Source organism: Neorhizobium sp. IRS_2294, assembly GCF_050500145.1.
GTDB lineage: Bacteria > Pseudomonadota > Alphaproteobacteria > Rhizobiales > Rhizobiaceae > Neorhizobium > Neorhizobium soli.
In genome coordinates this window covers 1,737,035-1,755,282 of record NZ_CP191439.1, presented here as the reverse complement: position 1 = coordinate 1,755,282, position 18,248 = coordinate 1,737,035, and the positions used below count along the sequence as shown (strand labels likewise).

Here is an 18,248-nt window from a genome sequence, read left to right as displayed (position 1 = left end):
CCGCGGGCGCTGGTCTTGATCAGGCCGGGCGTTTTCTCAGTGCTGCGCGGCGGCGAAGGTCCGGCGGCGTCGCTTCTTCCGCAAGCGACCGAATCGCCTCTTCTAGCGTCATCGACGTTTGCGCCTGCGAGCCGAGACGACGGATGTTGACCGAGTTCTCCTCGGCTTCCTTCTTTCCGCAGACGATAATGACCGGAACCTTGGTCACCGAATGCTCGCGGACCTTGTAGTTGATCTTCTCGTTGCGGAAGTCGGTCTCGACCTGCAGACCAGCATCGCGCAACTGTTCGGCAACTTCCCGACCGTAGTCGTCTGCATCGGACGTGATGGTCGCGACAACGACCTGGGTCGGTGCAAACCACAGCGGCATGTGGCCTGCGAAGTTCTCGATCAGAATGCCGAGGAACCGTTCCATCGAGCCGCAGATGGCACGGTGGATCATCACCGGCTGCTGCTTTTCCGAGTTGGCATCGATGTAGAACGCGCCGAAGCGCTCCGGCAGGTTAAAGTCGACCTGGGTCGTTCCGCACTGCCATTCGCGGCCGATGGCATCCTTCAGCGTATATTCGAACTTCGGGCCATAGAAAGCGCCCTCGCCCGGAAGAATGCCGGTCTTGATTCGACCGCCGGACTGTTCTTCAATGGTTTTCAAAACGTCCGTCATGACGCTTTCGGCGCGATCCCAGAGATCATCGGTGCCGACGCGCTTTTCAGGACGCGTGGAGAGCTTCACGACCACTTCCTCGAAGCCGAAATCCTCGTAGACGGAGAGAATGAGATCGTTGATACGCAGGCACTCGGCTGCCATCTGCTCGTCTGTGCAGAACACGTGTGCGTCGTCCTGCGTAAAGCCGCGTACGCGCATCAGACCATGAAGCGCGCCTGACGCTTCGTAGCGGTGAACGAGACCGAATTCGGCAAGCCTGATCGGCAGCTCGCGATAGGACTTCAGACCATGCTTGAAGATCTGGACGTGGCCGGGGCAGTTCATCGGCTTTAGTGCGAAGACGCGATTGTCCGCTCCCTCGTCCTTTGGATGCGTGAACGCGTAAGCGGATTTCACCGCGAACATGTTTTCCTGGTACCAGCCCCAGTGACCTGACGTTTCCCAGAGAGACGCGTCGAGAACCTGCGGTGCGTTGACCTCTTCGTAGGTGCCGGCCAGGCGGCGGCGCATGTAGGACGTCAGGGTCTGGAACATGCGCCAGCCCTTGCCGTGCCAGAAGACGACGCCGGGGCCCTCTTCCTGGAAATGGAAAAGGTCCATTTCACGCCCGAGCTTGCGGTGGTCGCGCTTTTCGGCTTCGGCCAGGATATGCAGGTAGTTATCGAGCTGCTCCTGCTCCGCAAAGGCCGTGCCGTAGATGCGCGTCAGCATGACGTTGTTGCTGTCGCCGCGCCAATAGGCGCCAGCCACCTTCATCAGCTTGAAAGCCGTACCGATCTGGCCCGTGGACGCCATATGCGGCCCGCGGCACAGGTCGAACCAATCGCCCTGATAATAGATCTTCAGATCCTGGTCTTCGGGAATGGCGTCGACCAGCTCGACCTTGTAGGCCTCGCTCTTGGCTGCAAAAACCTCGCGCGCCTTGTTGCGCGGCCAGACTTCCTTGGTGAAGGGTTTGTTGCGCTGGATGATTTCCTTCATCCGCTTTTCGATCTTCGGCAGGTCGTCCGGGGTGAAGGGCTCGGCCTTGGCAAAGTCGTAATAGAAGCCGTTCTCGATGACGGGACCGATGGTTACCTGCGTGCCGGGCCACAGCTCCTGCACCGCTTCTGCCATGACGTGCGCGGCATCGTGGCGGATCAGTTCGAGTGCCCTGGGGTCCGTACGGGTAACGATCTCGATCTGACCGTCGACGACGGGGTCGGAGAGATCGCGCACGGTCCCGTCGATCGCGATCGCGACAGACTTTTTGGCAAGCGACTTGGAAATGGATTCGGCAACTTCACGGCCGGTCGTGCCGGCATCATACGTGCGGACGGAGCCATCGGGAAATGTAAGGGAAACCTGGGACATGTTCTATCTCCTGTCCAGTCCCGCCAACGAATGCGGGTGGTGGTAAAATGGCCAGATCGACCGGCCGGCAACGGGCGCGGTGATAGTGTGTTTCGGGCCGTTAGTAAAGGTTTGGAACCCGCGAACGGATGGTCGGAAAGCCTATAGCTTCCGAGCTCTGGCGAGCTGCAAGGACTGACGTCATTTGAGATAGTTGGGCTGGTGTCACGCTTATCCATGACGCCAGTATCGCCAGGGCATCCACCAGACCTGGCGTTGCCTCTGCAGGTCCGGAACCGGGTCCAGTCCGCCGGAGCCACCCGGACCGCAGCGCGCGACTCGGTACAGTGTCATCCAGAGACCGGGCCAGAGCCCGTGTCGGGCGATCGCCTCGTAGCCATACTCGGAACAGGTCGGAATATGGCGGCAGCCGTTTCCGACAAAGCCGGAAAGAGTGAGCTGATAGAACCGGATCAGTCCCATACCGGCGAGGCGTCCGGGCGTCTTTTTGAACGGGCCTTGCCAGTTTCGCGATCGATAGGGCCCGCCGCGTTTTGTGTTGTGGTCACAATCCGGCGAACCGCACATCAGGCGGTCGCTTTGTCGGCCCGGTCGCGGACGTCGATCTGATCGAGAGCGTCAACGACGGCATCGAATGTCAGCATGGTAGACGGATGCCGGGCCTTGTAATCCTTCACAGGCTTCAGGTAGCGCATGTCTTCGAAGCGGCCGACCGGGCCTTCGCCGCCCTCTTTCAGCATCGACAGCATGTCGACCCTCGCCTGGCGCAGTTCGTCGACAGGCGCGCCGACGATATGCCGTGCCATGATCGACGACGACGCCTGACCGAGGGCGCAGGCCCTCACCTCGTGAGAGAAGTCGCTCACCACGCCGTCACTGACTTTAAGGTAAACACGAACTTTTGAACCACAGAGCTTGGAGTGCTTTTCGGACGTCGCATCCGCATCGTCCATTGCACCCGCGCGGCCAATGTTCCCCGCAAATTCAAGAATTTTCTGGTTATAGATCTCGTCCATGTCGCTCGCTCACGTCATCGTCCTCGACATCCGCTCGACCGATCGAACGCACCGTCTACCGGGATGACCTACCACAATCTGGATTAGGCCCCTATATGTTGTCCGCGACGGGAATTATCAAGGAAACACGTTTTCGAGAAACACGCGAAAACGGCGATGGTATGCCTTGAAAATTCGGAACGCGCAGACGAAAAGTCAGGAAACTGGTATTCCGGCGTGATCCATGGCGATCAGCTTTTTTACCATAGTGAGATCGGATGTGGCCCTGGCCCGCATCGAGGGACACAAGATGGATGCTATTTTGAAGAATTTTCCGGCCTCCAGCCAGAAACAGCCTCGTCCGACCCAGCAGGAAGCTGAGGACGCCGTGCGCGTCTTACTCCAGTGGTCCGGTGACGATCCGGAGCGCGAAGGTTTGCTCGATACGCCGAAGCGCGTTGCAAAAGCCTATCGCGAGCTCTTTTCGGGCTATGATCTGTCGGCCGAAGAGGTTCTCGGCCGGACCTTCGAGGAGGTCTCGGGTTATGACGATATGGTTCTCGTTCGCGATATTCCATTCTTCTCCCATTGCGAGCACCATATGCTGCCGATCAAAGGCAAGGCGACCGTTGCCTATCTTCCGCAGGGCCGGGTCCTTGGATTGTCCAAGATTGCCCGTGTGATCGAGATCTACGGTCGTCGCCTCCAGACGCAGGAAAATTTGACGGCACAGATCGCCAGCGCGATCGACACGACATTGAAGCCGCGCGGCGTGGCTGTTCTGATCGAGGCGGAACACATGTGCATGGAGATGCGCGGTGTGGAGAAGCAGGGCTCTCAAACGCTGACGACCCGCTTTACCGGTGCGTTCAAGACCGACGCGGCCGAGCAGGCGCGCTTCTTTACCATGGCCCGCAACCGCTGAGCGCCGAAATGACAATGACTTTTGAAGCGCCGTCGTCGGATAAGGCCGAGCTCGAGGGTGACGGCGCCTTTACGCCGCGTTTCGATTCCGACGGTCTTGTGACCGCTGTCGTGACCGACATTCGCGATGGCGAATTGCTCATGGTGGCGCATATGAACGCCGAGGCGCTTGCGCTGACGATCGAGACGGGCGTCGCTCACTACTACAGCCGGTCGAGAGCGAAACTCTGGAAGAAGGGCGAGACCTCCGGCAATCTGCAGACTGTGCATGAGGTCAGGACCGATTGCGATCAGGACGCCGTCTGGCTCAAGGTCTCGATGTCCGGCCATGACGCCGCTTGCCACACCGGGCGACGCTCCTGTTTCTATCGTGCGGTAAAGAAAAGTGACGGTGGCGCTGTCCTTGAAATACAGGATCAACAGCGTCACTTTGATCCAGAGCATGTGTATTCTGGTCATGATGAGACGGGAAAGCGGTAGGCGTCTGCACCGCTTTCATACCATCCCCACCTGAATAACGAATTGGCAACCAAACGATGCGTTAATTGGCGTACGTGGCTGTGTTCAGCTGAGAGGTGATGGGCGATGATGAATTGGAGTTGGAGTCGCAACGAGCGGCAAGCCGCGCCAGCAGACGCTGTCACAAATCGGCTCCAGACGTCCCCTCCTCCCATTGTCATTGAGCAGCCACGCAAGGCAAAGCTGTCTCTAGCACTTGGTGGCGGCGCGGCCCGCGGATGGGCGCATATCGGCGTGTTGCGCGCGCTTGACGAAGCCGGCATCGAAGTCGGGATGATTGCCGGCACGTCAATCGGCGCGCTGGTCGGAGGCTGTTATCTCGCCGGCAAGCTCGACGAACTCGAAAGCTTTGCCCGATCTCTGACCATGCGGCGGATCGCGGCGCTTCTCGACCTCACCATCGGTGGCGGCGGCCTGATCGGCGGCATGCGGTTGACGAAGCGAATGCAGGAACACCTGCAGGGCATCTCCATCGAGGATCTCGACCGTCCCTTCGTCGCAGTCGCGACGGAACTTCATACCGGGCACGAAGTGTGGATTTCGGCCGGCTCTCTGATCCGCGCCCTTCGGGCGTCCTACGCGCTGCCGGGGATTTTTGAACCTGTGAAATGCAGCGGCCGCACGCTGGTCGATGGCGCGCTGGTCAATCCGGTCCCGACCTCCGTCTGTCGCGCCTACGAGCAGCCGCTGGTCGTGGCCGTGAACCTCAACTACGATGTCTTCGGCCGGTCCGCGGTTGTCAAACACACTGCAGCCGATGCGCCGGACGATCACGAGCGTTCGCGCCATCAGGACGACCCCCGCGTCGGTGTCACCGGCACCATGGTGCAGGCGTTCAACATCATCCAGGAGCGCATATCGCGGGCGAGACTGGCCGGCGATCCGCCTGATCTGGCGCTGCATCCGCGCCTCAACGATATCGGTCTGTCCGAATTCCACCGCGCCGGCGAGGCGATCGACCGGGGCTATGAGGCCACCATGTCGCAGATCGTGGCGCTTCAGCGCATGCAGGAAGTTTTCGCCCGCTGAGATGCGGGCGAAGGTGCCGCTCTCCCAGCCGCCTTACCCGGCGATATAGGCCTTCATCTGTTCGGCCTCGATCTCCACTTCGCGCAGCCGCGATTTCACGACGTCGCCGATCGAAATGATGCCGGAGAGCTTGCCGTCGGCTTCTACCGGGACATGGCGGAACCGTCCCGCCGTCATCATGCCCATCACCTCGTCTGCCGTCTGATCCTCCCGACAGCGTTGCACGGAGGTTGTCATGACGGCCTTGACCGGCTGCTCCAGCGCATCGACGCCTTTGGTGGCGATGCAGTGGACGAGGTCTCTCTCGGTAAAAATGCCGGCAATACGCCCCTCCATCCCGGCAATGATCACGGCACCGATGTTTCGGTCGTTCAAGATGCCCGCGATCTGGCGCAACGTCTCGTCCGGGCTGACCGTCACGACGTTACGGCCCTTCGAATCCAGCATGCTCTTTACGGTCGTCGACATGGCTCGCTCCTCCAAAACCATTCGAACCGAAACGTCTCCCCTCAAAGACGTTTGCGGCACAGTCCCTCGACGCGAAGTTTAAGACGACAGCAACTGGAGATCAAGCGGGCGCCAATGGATGGTCATCGGCAGCAATCCTGTCGAACAGGCCGAAAAACAAAAAGCCGAAGAGAAAGCCACCGATATGAGCATCCCAGGCAATTTCTCCGACATCGGATCCAATCAGCGGCAGGCCGATGGCGACAAGCACGTTTCCGAAGAACCACATCGCCGTGAAAATCACCACTGTCCGGTTCCGGAAAGAGCCGAGTATGGACTGACGTGGATGGAGATGGCCGAAACTGCGGTCGTATCCGCGGCCGTCCGGGAACGCGAACCGGCACGCGGCGCCCATCAAGCCTGAGACGACGCCTGAAGCGCCGACGAGCAGCGTCTGGTCGCCCCAATGCAGGCCGGCGTGGAAGAAAGCTGCCGCCGCTGCCGAGAAAATCCAGAACAGCACGTAGCGGAGAGTTCCGATGCGGCGCACGACCGGCGCTCCAAAGGCAACCAGCCAGAGTGCGTTAAAGCCGATATGCTCGATACCGCCATGCAGGAAGGAATAGGTGACAGGCGTCCACAGCCATTCGAAATTCTGCTCCGCAAACGGAACGACGTAGCGTACGGGCGTGAAGGCGAACCACATCAGCACCGAGATCTGCGCCTCCTCGTCGAGCAAGTAAGCATCGACTAGATAGACGACGGCCAGGAACAGGACCGAGATCACCAGACTTCGGGGAAGATTGAAAACTGGCTGCGACGACTGGTCGTCGATGGCGTCCGCATCCCTGTCCGTATCGTTCGCGGCACCCGGCAGGTCTTGCCTGTCGCTCATCACAATTCCTTCCCTGTTGAAGCGTCAGGCTTACAGGACGACCCGCCTGAAGAAAAGCTGCAGATAGCACCGGATACAAGCACTTAGTCGCCGGGTTCGACATTCTTTCGTCTAGGCTCACCGCTCTGGCATGGTTTTCGCAGCGTTAAGGCTGACCCTCGTGTTGTGCCTTAGAAAGCGGTTCAGCACGGGATGAAGCGTCTCGAAATGGATCACGGGAAAGCGAATGCGAAATCCGGCTACGACGGAAATCTTCGAATACTGGACAGGTCTGTGCGACGGGCGGTTGCCTCCCATGCGCAACGAGATCGATCCGGTCGCCCTGCGCAGATTTCTGCCTCATCTCTTCATCGTCGCAAACGAGGCAGACGACCAATTGACGTTTCGGCTTGCGGGAACGCGGTTATGCGAGTTGTTCGGTGGCGAGTTTCGCGGGATGCCGTTCCGCACGATCTGGGATCTCGAAGAAAACGATCGCGCCCAGGAGGTCGTCATGCAGATCCTCGTCCATGAGAAACCCGCGATTGCCGACGTAGTCCTGAACGTAGCCGGCACGTCAATCGAATGCGAAATGCTGATGATGCCGCTTCGCTCTTCCGAAACCGGAAGCGACCGGGTACTCGGAGCACTTCTGCCTGCCGACGGCCCGTTCCCGGTGGCGGCCAGACCGGCAAGTGGGCTGCATCTTCAAGATTGGGGCTTTGTCGAAAGCGATGAAACCGGCGGGTTGTCCGTCTGCGGGCATGACCAGCCGCAGTTGGTCCAGTCAGGACTTCTGCGCCGCTTCCTGCCGGCGAGCTTCTTCCCACAATGACGGCTTCGGGAACCATATATTAACGCCCTGTCGCTAATGTAGGCTAGGACTCTAGCTGAAAAAGCGCTCATCCATGTTTTCCGGCACCTCGTCTCAGGCATCCGTTTCGCAAGCAACTGCAGCGCAGCGCTCATTCCAACGCGTCTCCGTGAACATCGGCGGCCGCTTGATGCTGGCCGACCATGAGGAATATGCTTGCACCGCGATCGAGATGTCCCCCGGGGACGTCAGCTTCCAGTGTGCCGGTCGTCCACGGACCAACGAGCGGGTCATCGCCTATCTCGATCACGTCGGCCGCCTTGAAGGGACAGTTCTCAGTGTTGCCGGCGGCGGCTTCCTGATGATGATCAACGCGACCGACCGCAAGCGCGAAAAACTTGCCGCACAGTTGACCTGGATCGCCAACAAGCATGAACTCGGGCTGCCGGAGGACCGTCGCCACGATCGTCTCACCCCGCGCAACACCCGTTCGGAGATTACTCTCGACGACGGGCGCCGCTATCCGTGCCGGCTGCTTGACCTTTCGCTTTCCGGTGCGGCTGTCGACATCGAGACCCGTCCGTCAATCGGGACCCCGCTACGCCTCGGAAACATGCGCGGACGCGTGGTGCGTCATTTCATGGAAGGCGTCGCGATCGAGTTTCACTCGGTCCAGTCCCGCGAAGCGCTGACCGAGTTCCTCTAAGCCTCATCATATCCATTTTCTAACCGGCCTGCCCGCAGCTGAGTTGTGCTGTGTCTGCTCCGGCGTGAATTATTACGATCACCGCCATCGTCAGCGGCGCTGGACTTGCTGGTCCGACACACCAAAATCCCGAAAAAACACGTGGCCAGAATTATTTTGTGCCTTTTCGGGATTTTTTTCGCGCAGTTTTAGGCGGCGAAACGGGCTGTTTTGGTCGCGATTTCGTCCCGGAACGCGGCGAAGCAAAGCAACAGGCACAGGCAGATCGAAGACTTCGCTCACCTTTCGATGATGTCACGTTTCATCAAAGCGATGCAGTATCAGGGAGATAGGAGCGGATAGGTCAAATTTACCTCGCATTTTATGCAAATACGCCGAAAAAGCAGTGCGTATTTTATGAAAAAGCACGTCGAATTCGACGCGTATTTTCGCCAAAGTTGATTAGAATAAGCATCTGATTTTACTGCGGTATTTTGCGGTCGATCAAAGGGTCTGAGGCATTGTTTCCCCACAACGGGGAGACAAGAAAAATGAACTGCCGTAAAGCTCTCGCATTCGCAATCGCCGCCGCTGCAATGATCGGCTCCATGACCGTCCAGTCCTTTGCGATGCCATCCGGCGCCATGCGCGTTATCGGCAAGGCAAACCCGCCGATCGGTCATTACGAATTCTGCAAGACCTACACGAGCGAATGCGTGGCATCCTACAAGGACGCCGGCCCCGTGGCACTCACCGAAGACACCTGGCGCACGATCCTCGACGTCAACTACACGGTCAACACCTCGATCACACCGATGACCGACCAGGAAATCTACGGCGTCGAAGAGCGCTGGGCATACCCGCGGACCGTCGGGGACTGCGAGGACTTCGTGCTCCTGAAGCGGAAGATGCTGACGCAGCAGGGCATTTCGCCTTCCAACCTGCTGATCACGGTCGTGCTGCAGCCGAATGGCGAAGGTCATGCAGTTCTGACCGTCCGCACGGATCGCGGCGACTTCGTCCTCGACAACATGCGCAACAAGGTCATGATCTGGACCGATACGGAATACACATACCTGAAGCGCCAGGCGACCGATGATCCGGCGCGTTGGGTCAAGCTCCAGGACGGCCGGGCCACCGCAGTCGGCAGCGTCAGCCAGTAAGACAAGATTACCCCGACGGATGATCGACCATGTCATCATTCAGAACGCCGGCAGGGCCTCCGAGGAGGTATCCTGCCGGCGTTTCCGTTTATGGCGCTCACCGCTGTCGCGCGACTATGACTAACGATCCATTAACCACAAATCCGCAACAATGGCGGTATCGCTGCCGGCGCGGTCGCACCCCTCGTTCGGTCCGCCGGCCACTCCAGTGACGAGAGCCCGGCCGCATGCAACCCGACAGCCTTAGTGAAACGGACAGCCCGCTTCTATCCAGGCGAACCCTGTACAAGATGACCGGCATCGTGGTTGCGCTTGGCATAGTGACCAGCGCCATCAGCGTTGGCGGCCGATGGCTCGGCGAGCGGATGATGCTGGGTGGCCATTCCGAGAGCACAGAGACATTCGACTTGGTGATCGGTCAGGATACCATCCAGCTTTCCGCCAACACGCTTCGTTTTAAAGAGCAGAGACGGAGCGGTGCAACTGAACGGGCGGATCTTTATCTGACCTGGCCGGAAATGACGGGCTACAGCACCACCAATCGGGCGCGATTCGACACCGTCTCTCAGCCGGCATCTCTGATCTTCGTACAAATGTCGCAGAGCACCATGTCGCGCGACATGTCGGGGCGGCTTCAGCCGATCTACGAGGGACTTTTCGAAGGCCCGGCAGAACCGGCTGAGCATGGGCTGACACTGCATCGCCTCCGGGCGGACAGCGGTTACGGGAACGAAGTGATTCTGACGGGCGCACGGCCTGGTACCGCCTCTCCCTACGCCGTGCGTTGCCTATTTCCATTGGCGGGTGAGCGCCCTACCAGCGGCGACTGCCAGCGCGATATTCGAGTCGGGCAGGATCTGACCGTGCTTTATCGATTCTCGAGCGTGCTTTTGCGCGACTGGCAGAAGATTGACGCCGGAGTTCGGACATATGTCCAAACCCGCCTTGTGACCGGGCACCCGGTAACGCAGGTCAATCGGTAAAATGGTCCTCTGCGAAGCAACCAAACGTTCATCATAAACCTCTTGGTAACGCTGTTCCCCTAGATTGCCTGACAACGGGCCCATCGGGGGCGCTGAGCCCGGACGTAATACAACCACCATGCAAGCGATGAGTGCGGCAGTGTCGAAGAGCATGTTTTCCACAATCCTCCCCAAGGGACGCGTGGCAGTGCCGGGAAAATTTCTCGGTTGTCTTTTTACGGTGATCTTGGCCTTTTCGAGCCTCGCCAGTCCGGCGCATGCCGATCCGAAATATGCAGGGATCGTCGTCGACGCCAAGTCTGGAAAGGTTCTTTACGGCGAGGATCCGGATGGTCTTCGCTATCCAGCTTCGCTCACGAAGATGATGACGCTTTACCTGACCTTCGAAGCGCTCGAGGCTGGTCGTATCACGCTTGACACCAAGGTTCCGGTTTCTGCGCATGCTGCGTCCGAGCCGCCTTCGAAACTGGGTGTGCGCCCCGGCGGCGCCATCAATGTCGATCAGGCGATCCGTGCACTCGTTACGCGGTCGGCCAATGATATGGCGACAGCTCTCGGCGAGTTCGTCGGTGGATCCGAAGACCGCTTTGCGCAGATGATGACGAACAAGGCACGTGCCCTCGGCATGACGCGTACGACGTATCGGAACGCACACGGCCTGCCCAACACGGCGCAGATGACTACGGCACGTGATCAGGCGCGTCTCGGCATCGCTCTTCGCCAGCATTTTCCGCAGTATTACGGTTACTTCTCCATCCGCACTTTCAATTTCGGCAAGCAGACGATCGGCAACCACAACCGCCTGGTCGGGACTGTCCGCGGCGTCGACGGTATCAAGACCGGTTATACCCGCGCAGCCGGCAGCAATCTGGCAACGTCGGCACAGCTCGACGGTCGCTCGATCGTTGCAGTCGTGCTCGGTGGCCGCTCCAGCGCTGCTCGTGATGCAACGATGCGCAAGCTTGTTGCGGAATATCTTCCGAAAGCGTCCCGCGGCGGTCAGAGCAACCTGATCTCGCAGGCTCCGTCCGCTCCGGTTCCGACACCATCGCTTCCCGTTGCAAGCCAGCCGCGTGTCGCTGCTGCAGTATCCGATGCCCGTCAGGTTTCGGCTCTCGACCTTCCTAACAGTGGCCCCATGCCCGGCGCTCGCTATGACGAGACGGCAGCACCTGCTGCAACCGCCTATCTCGGCGAACCTTCGCAGAAGCGGACGGCTTCGGCAGCGATGAATTCCGCAATGCTCGGTTCTGGCGCTGTCCCGACCCCTGCCCCGGAATATGTTCCGAAGCGCAGTGGCGCCGGCGAGCGGACCGAAATGGCGGCAATCGATTCGGTCACCACGGCATCCACCCGCGATACGCCCAAAGTGTCTCTCAAGGGTGATGTGTCCGGTTGGGTCATCCAGATTGGCGTCTCGCCCAATCCTTCGATGGCAAACGAACTCCTGCAGGATGCGCAGGATAAAGGCGGCAAGGTATTGCGTTCCGCCAAACCCTTCACAGTCGCCTTCAGCACCAATGGCGGCCAGGTCTATCGGGCACGTTTCGGGGGCTTCGGCGACCAGAAGTCCGCGATCGATGCCTGCAATATCCTGAAGAAGAAAGGCGTGAACTGCTGGGCGTCGATACAGTAATCGGCCCATCAGACGACCACTGAAAAAAGCTGCGCCAGCCACCGTGTTTTGTATCCGCCGGCGCAGTGAAATCTCGATAGTAATGCGTAAACGGGGTTTCCTATGGGAATGAATGAAAACAGTATCGGCTTCGTCGCCAACGCGACGAAGTCCAAGGCCCGCGGCATTGCGCTCAATCCGCTGCACGAAGCGGCCATGCGGCTTGCGGGAATGGGAATGGCGGGAATGAACCTCTCTTCGCGTTCCCGCGAAAAGACCAAGGATCTCGTCACCCTGCTGCTCAGCCATGGAGCCCGTGCGTGGCGCCAGTCGCAGCCACCGGCTCAGATCCATCTGCATGTCGGGCTGCGTGCCGGACGCGCGTCGGTCCGTTTGAGACTTCGCTGACTGAGACTGGGCTGAATAGCTAGAGAAGACCGAGTTCGGCGAGGTGTCGCCGCAACTCTTCCGGCAGCTGGGTGACATCATCTCCCAGTCCGCCGAGGTCCTTCGGGATCTCGTTATCGAGGAGATAGCGCCAGCCCTGAAATGGCCGCTTCGGCATCGGCGCGGTTTCGATGACTTCGGGACCGAGCACCAGCTGGCAACGGCTGATACCATCCTCACCCTTAACTGTGCGAACCTCCAGAAGCTTCTGGCGAGCAGAGACCTGCCCCTTGATCACCCAGTAGAGCGACCCGCCATCGACGAGCTCTTCCACGCGCTTCGGCATCATTCGCGTCGTGTGGATGCTGTGGGGTTCAAGGCCGGCGGACATGGCGGTCAGAGACCGCTCGGCCACCCAGTCCCTCAGGTCCTGGATGGAGTCGGCGCCGACGCAGAGCTTGATCAGATGTAGAGCCATGTCCGTTCAAAGCCGCAAGGACTGCGTCGGGTCAAGTCGGATCTTTCAAAACGGAAAACGTCCCACAGGAAGCTCTCAGCACTCGACCACGTTCACGGCAAGCCCGCCGGTCGAGGTCTCCTTGTACTTCTCGCTCATGTCCATGCCAGTCTGGCGCATGGTTTCGATACAGGCGTCGAGCGGCACGAAATGGCTTCCGTCACCCTTCAGCGCCAGAGATGCCGCCGTCACGGCCTTTACGGCGCCAAGCGCATTGCGCTCGATACACGGCACCTGGACGAGGCCTGCAATGGGATCGCAGGTCATGCCGAGGTGATGCTCGAGCGCGATCTCCGCAGCATTTTCGATCTGCTCCGGCGAACCGCCCATAACGGCGGCGAGACCTGCAGCGGCCATGGCCGCAGCCGACCCGACTTCACCCTGGCAACCGACTTCGGCACCAGAAATCGAGGCATTGTGTTTGATGATGCCGCCGATCGCTGCCGCGGTCAGAAGAAAGGTACGGATGTCTTCCTGCGTCGCGTCGTCGTGAAAATGCAGATAATAGCGAACCGTGGCTGGAATGACCCCAGCGGCACCGTTGGTCGGCGCGGTCACGACACGGCCACCACCGGCATTCTCTTCGTTGACCGCCATCGCGTAAACAGACAGCCAGTCATTGGCGAGAAGCGGGTTGAGCCGATTGCTGCGCCATTCCTCGTTCAGGCGGTCGTGGATCGCCCGCGCACGGCGCTTCACCTTGAGGCCACCCGGCATGATGCCGTCAACCTTCAGACCGCGATCAATGCAATTCCTCATCGCGTCCCAGATCCGGTCGACGCCTTCGTCGAGTTCGACCTCGGTCATTTTTGTCAGCTCGTTGGCGCGTTTCATCTGAGCGATCGTCAGGCCTGAACCGTGCGACATTTCGAGCATCTGTTTGGCGGACGAAAACGGATAGGGCACGCGCGCATCGCTTGCCGTCTTCTTGGACGCCCGCATTGCCTCCAGTTCGGTGTCGGTCACGACAAAGCCGCCGCCGATCGAATAGTAGATGCGCTTCAAGAGCAGCCGTCCGTCCCGATCCAGCGCCGAGAAGCTCATGCCGTTGGCATGGCCAGGCAGCGGCTGCTTCTTGTCGAAGATCAGGTCCGTTGCCGGCCTGAACTCGTAGCTGGGGTGGCCCGGCGGGGTGACGCGACCGGTGCGTTCGACGTCTGCAATGATCGCGTCCATCCGATCGGGATCCACGCTGTGCGGCTCTTCGCCGACAAGACCGAGGATAACTGCCCTGCCCGTTCCGTGCCCAATGCCGGTAAAGGCAAGCGACCCGTGGAGGCTGACCTTCAGCGCCGCGACGGCAGCACCCGTCGGGCGTGGCCAGTCATTGGAAAGGAGGAGCTCCAGGAAACGATTGGCTGCCGACATCGGCCCCATCGTGTGCGAGCTGGAAGGACCGATACCGATTTTGAAAACGTCGAAAACTGAAAGAAACATGATTGTTCACGGGACCGTTCGTTTGGGCAGAGGCTACGCCAAACCTGAGTTCGGCTCAGGCGATCACCCGACATCCGCTTGGACACGAGCGACATGCATCACAGAGACACGCTCTACAGATAGGTGTTGCAAAAACCTATACCAGGCACACGCCTCTTGCCCGGACAGCCGAAACAAAGCAAGACGAAACGAGGCATACACGATTTGTGGCGAGACCCATGACGACTGCGGACTATATCGCGCTGGCACTGTTTCTCGCCCTCTGGGCCCTTTATTCCTGGCTCACAGCGGGGTCTGGCAGTCGCTTTTTCCCCCGCTTGAGCCTTAACCGGGCCATGGCGGAGCGGCGTCGGAACTGGATCTACAACTCGCTTCGGCGCGATCTCAAGATGATCGACACGCAAATCCTGGCCGGTCTGCAGAACGGGACGGCCTTTTTCGCCTCGACCTCGATCTTCGCGATTGGTGGCTGCTTTGCGCTGCTTGGCTCGACCGACAAGGTGGAGGACGTGTTCAGCAATCTGCCCTTTGTCTATTACGGCGGGCGCACCGCGTTCGAGCTCAAGGTTGCCGGTCTGACGGTGCTGTTCGGCTATTCCTTCTTCAAATTCGGCTGGGCCTACCGTCTGTTCAACTACTGCACCATCCTGTTCGGCGCCTTGCCGATGATGCACGACACGAATGCTGATCGTGCCAAAGCTGAGATCGCCGCAGATCAAGTCATCCAGATGAACACGATCGCCGCCGGCCACTTCAATGCCGGCCTTCGGGCGCTGTTTCTTTCCATCGGCTACCTGGGCTGGTTCGCCGGGCCCTACATGTTCATGGCGATGACCGCGATCGTGGTCTTCGTTCTGACACGCCGCCAGTATTTCTCCGACGCCCGTCTCGCGCTGATGGACCCGGTGAGCGACACCAAAGACAAACAAGAGCGGGACATGCGAACGTGACATCATTAGAGATCCAACCCAATGCCCCCCGCGTGCCGCGCATTGTCTTGATCGATACGCTGCGCGGCGTGGCACTGATCGCCATGGCGACCTATCATTTCACCTGGGATCTCGAATTCTTCGGCTATCTCGATCCGGGAACAGCGACGCAGGGTTTCTTCAAGATCTATGCGCGACTGATCGCCAGTTCGTTTCTGTTTCTCGCCGGCGTCAGTCTGGTCCTTGCACATACGCCGCAGATCCGCTGGCAGTCCTTTGCGAAACGGCTCGGCATCGTTGTCGGCGCAGCCCTTGCCATCAGCGTCGCGACATTCGTCGCCTTCCCGGGCGAATGGATCTATTTCGGCATTCTGCATAACATCGCCCTGTCGAGCCTTATCGGCCTGGCGTTCCTGCGGCTTCCTCCGGCGCTCACGGCTGCGGTCGCCGCGATGATCGCGGTTCTGATGCTGGTCGATTACGTCGCTATGCCGGGAACTCTCGATTCGGCTCTGTTCGACACGCGCTGGCTCGCCTGGATGGGCTTCGCCGAGGCTCCGCCCCGTTCGAACGATTACGTGCCGTTGTTTCCCTGGGTTGCCGCTCTTCTTGCAGGCGTCGCCGCAACCAAGTTCCTGATGACACGAAACGTGCTGCCGCGCATTGCGAAGGTCCAGACAAGACAGAACCTACTCTCAAAGGCCGGTCAGCACAGCCTGCTGATCTATCTCGTGCATCAGCCGATCCTGATCGCTCTCGTCTATCTCTTCTCGCTGGTCCACCCCGCTCCGCCGCCGGATGTCCGCAAAAGTTACATCTTGAGCTGCGAGAGGGGCTGCATAGAGAATGCCGACGCCAACATCTGCCGCGCGTTCTGCACCTGCACGGCCGATCGGCTGATTGCCCAGAACCTCATGACGCCCATGCAGTCAGGCGTGATCACGCCACAGGACGACCGGATCCAGATGATCGCACAGGAATGCGCCATCGCTTCGCCGCCTCCCTGAGAGTTCAGGTGCCGACGCCGATTTCGGCGAGACGGGTCAGGCAGGCCTCCTCGACATTGTCGAGTTCAAGCAGCGTTTCCTCGATGTCCTTGCGCTTCTGGCGCAGGTCATCGCGTTTCTCGTCGACCTTCTTCATCAGAAGCTTGAGCTGGCCCATTTCGCCTGGAGGCTCCTTGTAGATCTGGACGATCTCGCGGATCTCCGCGATGGAAAAGCCGATGCGACGTCCACGGAGAATTTCCATGATCAGACGGCGGTCTGCAGCCCTGAAAAGACGCGTACGTCCGCGGCGCTCCGGATGGATCAGGCCCTCATCTTCATAGAAGCGCAAGGTGCGCGTGGAAACGCCGAACTCGCGGGTCAACTCGGTGATGCTGTAATATTTGTTCACGGCCACATCCTGACATTTCTGCCTCAAATAATTGACTTTTACGTAACAGTCAATTTTTCGGATGTTTGCTGCTCTCGTTACCCGATCGCAAACCACCAAGTGGCGAGGCCCAGAAACGAGAAGAACCCGGTCGTGTCGGTGATCGCGGTCACAAAGACCGCGGAGGAAACGGCGGGATCCGCCCCTGCCCGGTTGAGGAGAATCGGCACCATCAGGCCGGCGGTCGCGGCCGCGACCATGTTGATGAGCATCGCCGTCGCAATCAGTCCGCCGATATTCGGATCCTGAAACCAGAAGCCCGCCACCAGCCCGACGAGTGTGCCGATCAGACACCCATTGATCAGGCCGACGCAGATTTCACGCCGTGCGACGCGCCAGGCATTGTGGATATCGAGATCGCGGGTCGCGATGGCGCGCACCGTGACCGTCATCGTCTGCGACCCCGCATTGCCGCCCATGCCGGCGACGATCGGCATCAGGATCGCCAGTGCGACCACTTCTTCGATCGTGGCTTCGAACAGCGAGATCACGGAGGCCGCTACAAATGCGGTCAAGAGGTTGACGAGCAGCCACGGCACGCGAGACCGCGAGATATCGACCACGGTGTCGGACAGTTCTTCATCGCCGACGCCGCCGAGGCGCATGATGTCTTCTTCGGCCTCTTCCTGCATCACGTCGACGATGTCGTCGATCGTCAGGACGCCGACCAGCCTGCCGTTTTCATCGACGACGGCGGCCGAGAGAAGGTCGTATTGCTCGAAGAGCTGTGCTGCCTCTTCCTGGTCCATGTCGGCGGGGATCGGATAGTTCGTCTCCCGCATGATCGTCTCGATCTTCACCTGCCTGTTGGTGCGCAGGATGCGGTCGAGATAGATGACGCCGAGCAGCTTGAAGGTCGGGTCGATGACGAAGATCTGCGTAAAGCTCTCCGGCAGGCCTTCGTCCTCGCGCATGTAGTCAATCGTCTGCCCCACCGTCCAGAACGGCGGCACAGCCACGAACTCCGTCTGCATGCGGCGACCGGCCGAGCTTTCCGGATAGTCGAGCGCGCGTCTGAGGCGAACCCGCTCAGTGAATGGAAGCTGCGCGAGAATCTCCTCGCGATCGTCTTTGTCCAGATCTTCGAGAATGTAGACCGCGTCGTCCGAATCGAGACCGCCGATGCCCGCAGCGATCTGCGCGTTCGACATCTGCTCGACGATCTCCATACGGATCGCCTCGTCCACCTCCGTCAGGGCCGTCAGGTCGAAGTCGGTGCCGAGCAGCCGCACCATCGCGTGGCGCTGATCCGGAAGAATCGATTCGAGAAGGTCGCCAAGTTCGGATTCGTGCAGGCGCGCCACGTACTGGCGGAGATAGAGAACATCGCGATCGGCGACCGCCGCCCCGACACGGGCGAGGAAATCGGGGCGAACCGCGCCCTCTTCGGTATAGATGTCGTGAGCCGGATCGTTGGCCTTGCTGCGACCGCGGGTCTCTTCGCCGATATCGCTCATTGCCGCCCTCGCTATC

The 18,248-nt window shown here is 59.8% G+C and carries 21 protein-coding genes; 11 read left to right on the top strand and 10 right to left on the bottom strand.

The features are described from left to right. Positions 1–19 precede the first annotated feature (19 nt). The 3 genes from thrS to ACQY1K_RS08575 all read right to left on the bottom strand — a co-directional run bounded on the left by thrS (position 20) and on the right by ACQY1K_RS08575 (position 3,036). Positions 20–2,020: a threonine--tRNA ligase gene (gene thrS, locus ACQY1K_RS08585; protein WP_430256621.1), complete on the bottom strand. Its 2,001-nt coding sequence runs from the start codon at positions 2,018–2,020 to the stop codon at positions 20–22. Between the two features lie 210 nt (positions 2,021–2,230). Continuing rightward, a complete protein-coding gene (yidD, locus tag ACQY1K_RS08580; RefSeq protein WP_430256620.1) occupies positions 2,231–2,587 on the bottom strand; it encodes a membrane protein insertion efficiency factor YidD in 357 nt (118 codons plus the stop codon). Further along, positions 2,587–3,036 carry an iron-sulfur cluster assembly scaffold protein gene (locus ACQY1K_RS08575; RefSeq protein ID WP_062456964.1) on the bottom strand — a complete coding sequence of 150 codons (450 nt, stop codon included), beginning with the start codon at positions 3,034–3,036 and terminating at the stop codon, positions 2,587–2,589. The genes yidD and ACQY1K_RS08575 overlap by 1 nt, the downstream gene beginning before the upstream one ends. Before the next feature lie 289 nt (positions 3,037–3,325). Here ACQY1K_RS08575 and folE point away from each other — a divergent pair, with 289 nt between their 5' ends. The 3 genes from folE (at position 3,326) to ACQY1K_RS08560 (ending at position 5,487) form a co-directional block, all read left to right on the top strand. Further along, positions 3,326–3,940, top strand: coding sequence for a GTP cyclohydrolase I FolE (gene folE / locus ACQY1K_RS08570; protein WP_062458053.1), 615 nt, complete (start codon positions 3,326–3,328; stop codon positions 3,938–3,940). Between the two features lie 8 nt (positions 3,941–3,948). Beyond that, entirely contained in the window at positions 3,949–4,419 is a 471-nt protein-coding gene (hisI, locus tag ACQY1K_RS08565) for a phosphoribosyl-AMP cyclohydrolase (protein WP_062456968.1), read from the top strand. Positions 4,420–4,524: 105 nt separating this feature from the next. Then, positions 4,525–5,487, top strand: coding sequence for a patatin-like phospholipase family protein (locus tag ACQY1K_RS08560; protein WP_062458055.1), 963 nt, complete (start codon positions 4,525–4,527; stop codon positions 5,485–5,487). A 33-nt stretch (positions 5,488–5,520) separates the two neighbouring features. On the opposite strand, the gene ACQY1K_RS08555 is transcribed toward ACQY1K_RS08560, so the two are convergent. Further along, entirely contained in the window at positions 5,521–5,955 is a 435-nt protein-coding gene (locus tag ACQY1K_RS08555; RefSeq protein WP_062456971.1) for a CBS domain-containing protein, read from the bottom strand. A 100-nt stretch (positions 5,956–6,055) separates the two neighbouring features. Beyond that, on the bottom strand, positions 6,056–6,829 hold the full coding sequence (locus ACQY1K_RS08550; RefSeq protein WP_184655004.1) for a rhomboid family intramembrane serine protease: 774 nt from the start codon (positions 6,827–6,829) through the stop codon (positions 6,056–6,058). 226 nt (positions 6,830–7,055) lie between these two features. Here ACQY1K_RS08550 and ACQY1K_RS08545 point away from each other — a divergent pair, with 226 nt between their 5' ends. Together ACQY1K_RS08545 and ACQY1K_RS08540 are read left to right on the top strand one after the other, a co-directional pair. Then, on the top strand, positions 7,056–7,643 hold the full coding sequence (locus ACQY1K_RS08545) for a PAS domain-containing protein (protein WP_062456974.1): 588 nt from the start codon (positions 7,056–7,058) through the stop codon (positions 7,641–7,643). 73 nt (positions 7,644–7,716) lie between these two features. Beyond that, on the top strand, positions 7,717–8,328 hold the full coding sequence (locus ACQY1K_RS08540; RefSeq protein ID WP_062456977.1) for a PilZ domain-containing protein: 612 nt from the start codon (positions 7,717–7,719) through the stop codon (positions 8,326–8,328). A 90-nt stretch (positions 8,329–8,418) separates the two neighbouring features. Here ACQY1K_RS08540 and ACQY1K_RS08535 read toward each other — a convergent pair whose 3' ends face one another. After that, positions 8,419–8,610, bottom strand: coding sequence for a hypothetical protein (locus tag ACQY1K_RS08535; protein WP_156461844.1), 192 nt, complete (start codon positions 8,608–8,610; stop codon positions 8,419–8,421). 293 nt (positions 8,611–8,903) lie between these two features. On the opposite strand from ACQY1K_RS08535, the gene ACQY1K_RS08530 reads away from it, so the two are divergent. From ACQY1K_RS08530 to ACQY1K_RS08515, 4 genes are all read left to right on the top strand, one after another. Further along, entirely contained in the window at positions 8,904–9,470 is a 567-nt protein-coding gene (locus ACQY1K_RS08530) for a transglutaminase-like cysteine peptidase (RefSeq protein WP_092662577.1), read from the top strand. Positions 9,471–9,760: 290 nt separating this feature from the next. Next, positions 9,761–10,453, top strand: coding sequence for a hypothetical protein (locus ACQY1K_RS08525; protein ID WP_430258792.1), 693 nt, complete (start codon positions 9,761–9,763; stop codon positions 10,451–10,453). A 118-nt stretch (positions 10,454–10,571) separates the two neighbouring features. After that, positions 10,572–12,089 carry a D-alanyl-D-alanine carboxypeptidase gene (locus ACQY1K_RS08520; RefSeq protein WP_062456988.1) on the top strand — a complete coding sequence of 506 codons (1,518 nt, stop codon included), beginning with the start codon at positions 10,572–10,574 and terminating at the stop codon, positions 12,087–12,089. A gap of 102 nt (positions 12,090–12,191) precedes the next feature. Continuing rightward, entirely contained in the window at positions 12,192–12,476 is a 285-nt protein-coding gene (locus ACQY1K_RS08515) for a hypothetical protein (RefSeq protein ID WP_062456991.1), read from the top strand. 19 nt (positions 12,477–12,495) lie between these two features. Here ACQY1K_RS08515 and ACQY1K_RS08510 read toward each other — a convergent pair whose 3' ends face one another. Continuing rightward, complete coding sequence (locus tag ACQY1K_RS08510; RefSeq protein ID WP_192086574.1) at positions 12,496–12,933, bottom strand: DUF1489 family protein; 438 nt, start codon at positions 12,931–12,933, stop codon at positions 12,496–12,498. A 75-nt stretch (positions 12,934–13,008) separates the two neighbouring features. Then, a complete protein-coding gene (locus tag ACQY1K_RS08505; RefSeq protein ID WP_430258790.1) occupies positions 13,009–14,409 on the bottom strand; it encodes an L-serine ammonia-lyase in 1,401 nt (466 codons plus the stop codon). Positions 14,410–14,627: 218 nt separating this feature from the next. Between ACQY1K_RS08505 and ACQY1K_RS08500 the strand changes: the two genes are divergently transcribed. Together ACQY1K_RS08500 and ACQY1K_RS08495 are read left to right on the top strand one after the other, a co-directional pair. Beyond that, the gene (locus ACQY1K_RS08500; protein ID WP_062457000.1) at positions 14,628–15,359 is read left to right on the top strand and encodes a DUF599 domain-containing protein; all 732 of its coding nucleotides are present in this window, start codon (positions 14,628–14,630) and stop codon (positions 15,357–15,359) included. Next, complete coding sequence (locus ACQY1K_RS08495) at positions 15,356–16,345, top strand: heparan-alpha-glucosaminide N-acetyltransferase (protein WP_430258788.1); 990 nt, start codon at positions 15,356–15,358, stop codon at positions 16,343–16,345. Before ACQY1K_RS08500 ends, ACQY1K_RS08495 begins: the two co-directional genes overlap by 4 nt. A gap of 4 nt (positions 16,346–16,349) precedes the next feature. Here ACQY1K_RS08495 and ACQY1K_RS08490 read toward each other — a convergent pair whose 3' ends face one another. Then, positions 16,350–16,736, bottom strand: a complete 387-nt coding sequence (locus ACQY1K_RS08490; RefSeq protein ID WP_092662576.1) for a MerR family transcriptional regulator — start codon at positions 16,734–16,736, stop codon at positions 16,350–16,352. Positions 16,737–16,813: 77 nt separating this feature from the next. Continuing rightward, positions 16,814–18,232 carry a magnesium transporter gene (gene mgtE, locus ACQY1K_RS08485; protein ID WP_430258786.1) on the bottom strand — a complete coding sequence of 473 codons (1,419 nt, stop codon included), beginning with the start codon at positions 18,230–18,232 and terminating at the stop codon, positions 16,814–16,816. Positions 18,233–18,248 lie beyond the last annotated feature (16 nt).

Bases quoted from the DNA above. Each gene is read 5' to 3' on its own strand.
- thrS (WP_430256621.1), bottom strand. From the start codon at position 2,020: ATGTCCCAGGTTTCCCTTACATTTCCCGATGGCTCCGTCCGCACGTAT.
- yidD (WP_430256620.1), bottom strand. From the start codon at position 2,587: ATGTGCGGTTCGCCGGATTGTGACCACAACACAAAACGCGGCGGGCCC.
- ACQY1K_RS08575 (WP_062456964.1), bottom strand. From the start codon at position 3,036: ATGGACGAGATCTATAACCAGAAAATTCTTGAATTTGCGGGGAACATT.
- folE (WP_062458053.1), top strand. From the start codon at position 3,326: ATGGATGCTATTTTGAAGAATTTTCCGGCCTCCAGCCAGAAACAGCCT.
- hisI (WP_062456968.1), top strand. From the start codon at position 3,949: ATGACAATGACTTTTGAAGCGCCGTCGTCGGATAAGGCCGAGCTCGAG.
- ACQY1K_RS08560 (WP_062458055.1), top strand. From the start codon at position 4,525: ATGATGAATTGGAGTTGGAGTCGCAACGAGCGGCAAGCCGCGCCAGCA.
- ACQY1K_RS08555 (WP_062456971.1), bottom strand. From the start codon at position 5,955: ATGTCGACGACCGTAAAGAGCATGCTGGATTCGAAGGGCCGTAACGTC.
- ACQY1K_RS08550 (WP_184655004.1), bottom strand. From the start codon at position 6,829: ATGAGCGACAGGCAAGACCTGCCGGGTGCCGCGAACGATACGGACAGG.
- ACQY1K_RS08545 (WP_062456974.1), top strand. From the start codon at position 7,056: ATGCGAAATCCGGCTACGACGGAAATCTTCGAATACTGGACAGGTCTG.
- ACQY1K_RS08540 (WP_062456977.1), top strand. From the start codon at position 7,717: ATGTTTTCCGGCACCTCGTCTCAGGCATCCGTTTCGCAAGCAACTGCA.
- ACQY1K_RS08530 (WP_092662577.1), top strand. From the start codon at position 8,904: ATGATCGGCTCCATGACCGTCCAGTCCTTTGCGATGCCATCCGGCGCC.
- ACQY1K_RS08525 (WP_430258792.1), top strand. From the start codon at position 9,761: ATGACCGGCATCGTGGTTGCGCTTGGCATAGTGACCAGCGCCATCAGC.
- ACQY1K_RS08520 (WP_062456988.1), top strand. From the start codon at position 10,572: ATGCAAGCGATGAGTGCGGCAGTGTCGAAGAGCATGTTTTCCACAATC.
- ACQY1K_RS08515 (WP_062456991.1), top strand. From the start codon at position 12,192: ATGGGAATGAATGAAAACAGTATCGGCTTCGTCGCCAACGCGACGAAG.
- ACQY1K_RS08510 (WP_192086574.1), bottom strand. From the start codon at position 12,933: ATGGCTCTACATCTGATCAAGCTCTGCGTCGGCGCCGACTCCATCCAG.
- ACQY1K_RS08505 (WP_430258790.1), bottom strand. From the start codon at position 14,409: ATGTTTCTTTCAGTTTTCGACGTTTTCAAAATCGGTATCGGTCCTTCC.
- ACQY1K_RS08500 (WP_062457000.1), top strand. From the start codon at position 14,628: ATGACGACTGCGGACTATATCGCGCTGGCACTGTTTCTCGCCCTCTGG.
- mgtE (WP_430258786.1), bottom strand. From the start codon at position 18,232: ATGAGCGATATCGGCGAAGAGACCCGCGGTCGCAGCAAGGCCAACGAT.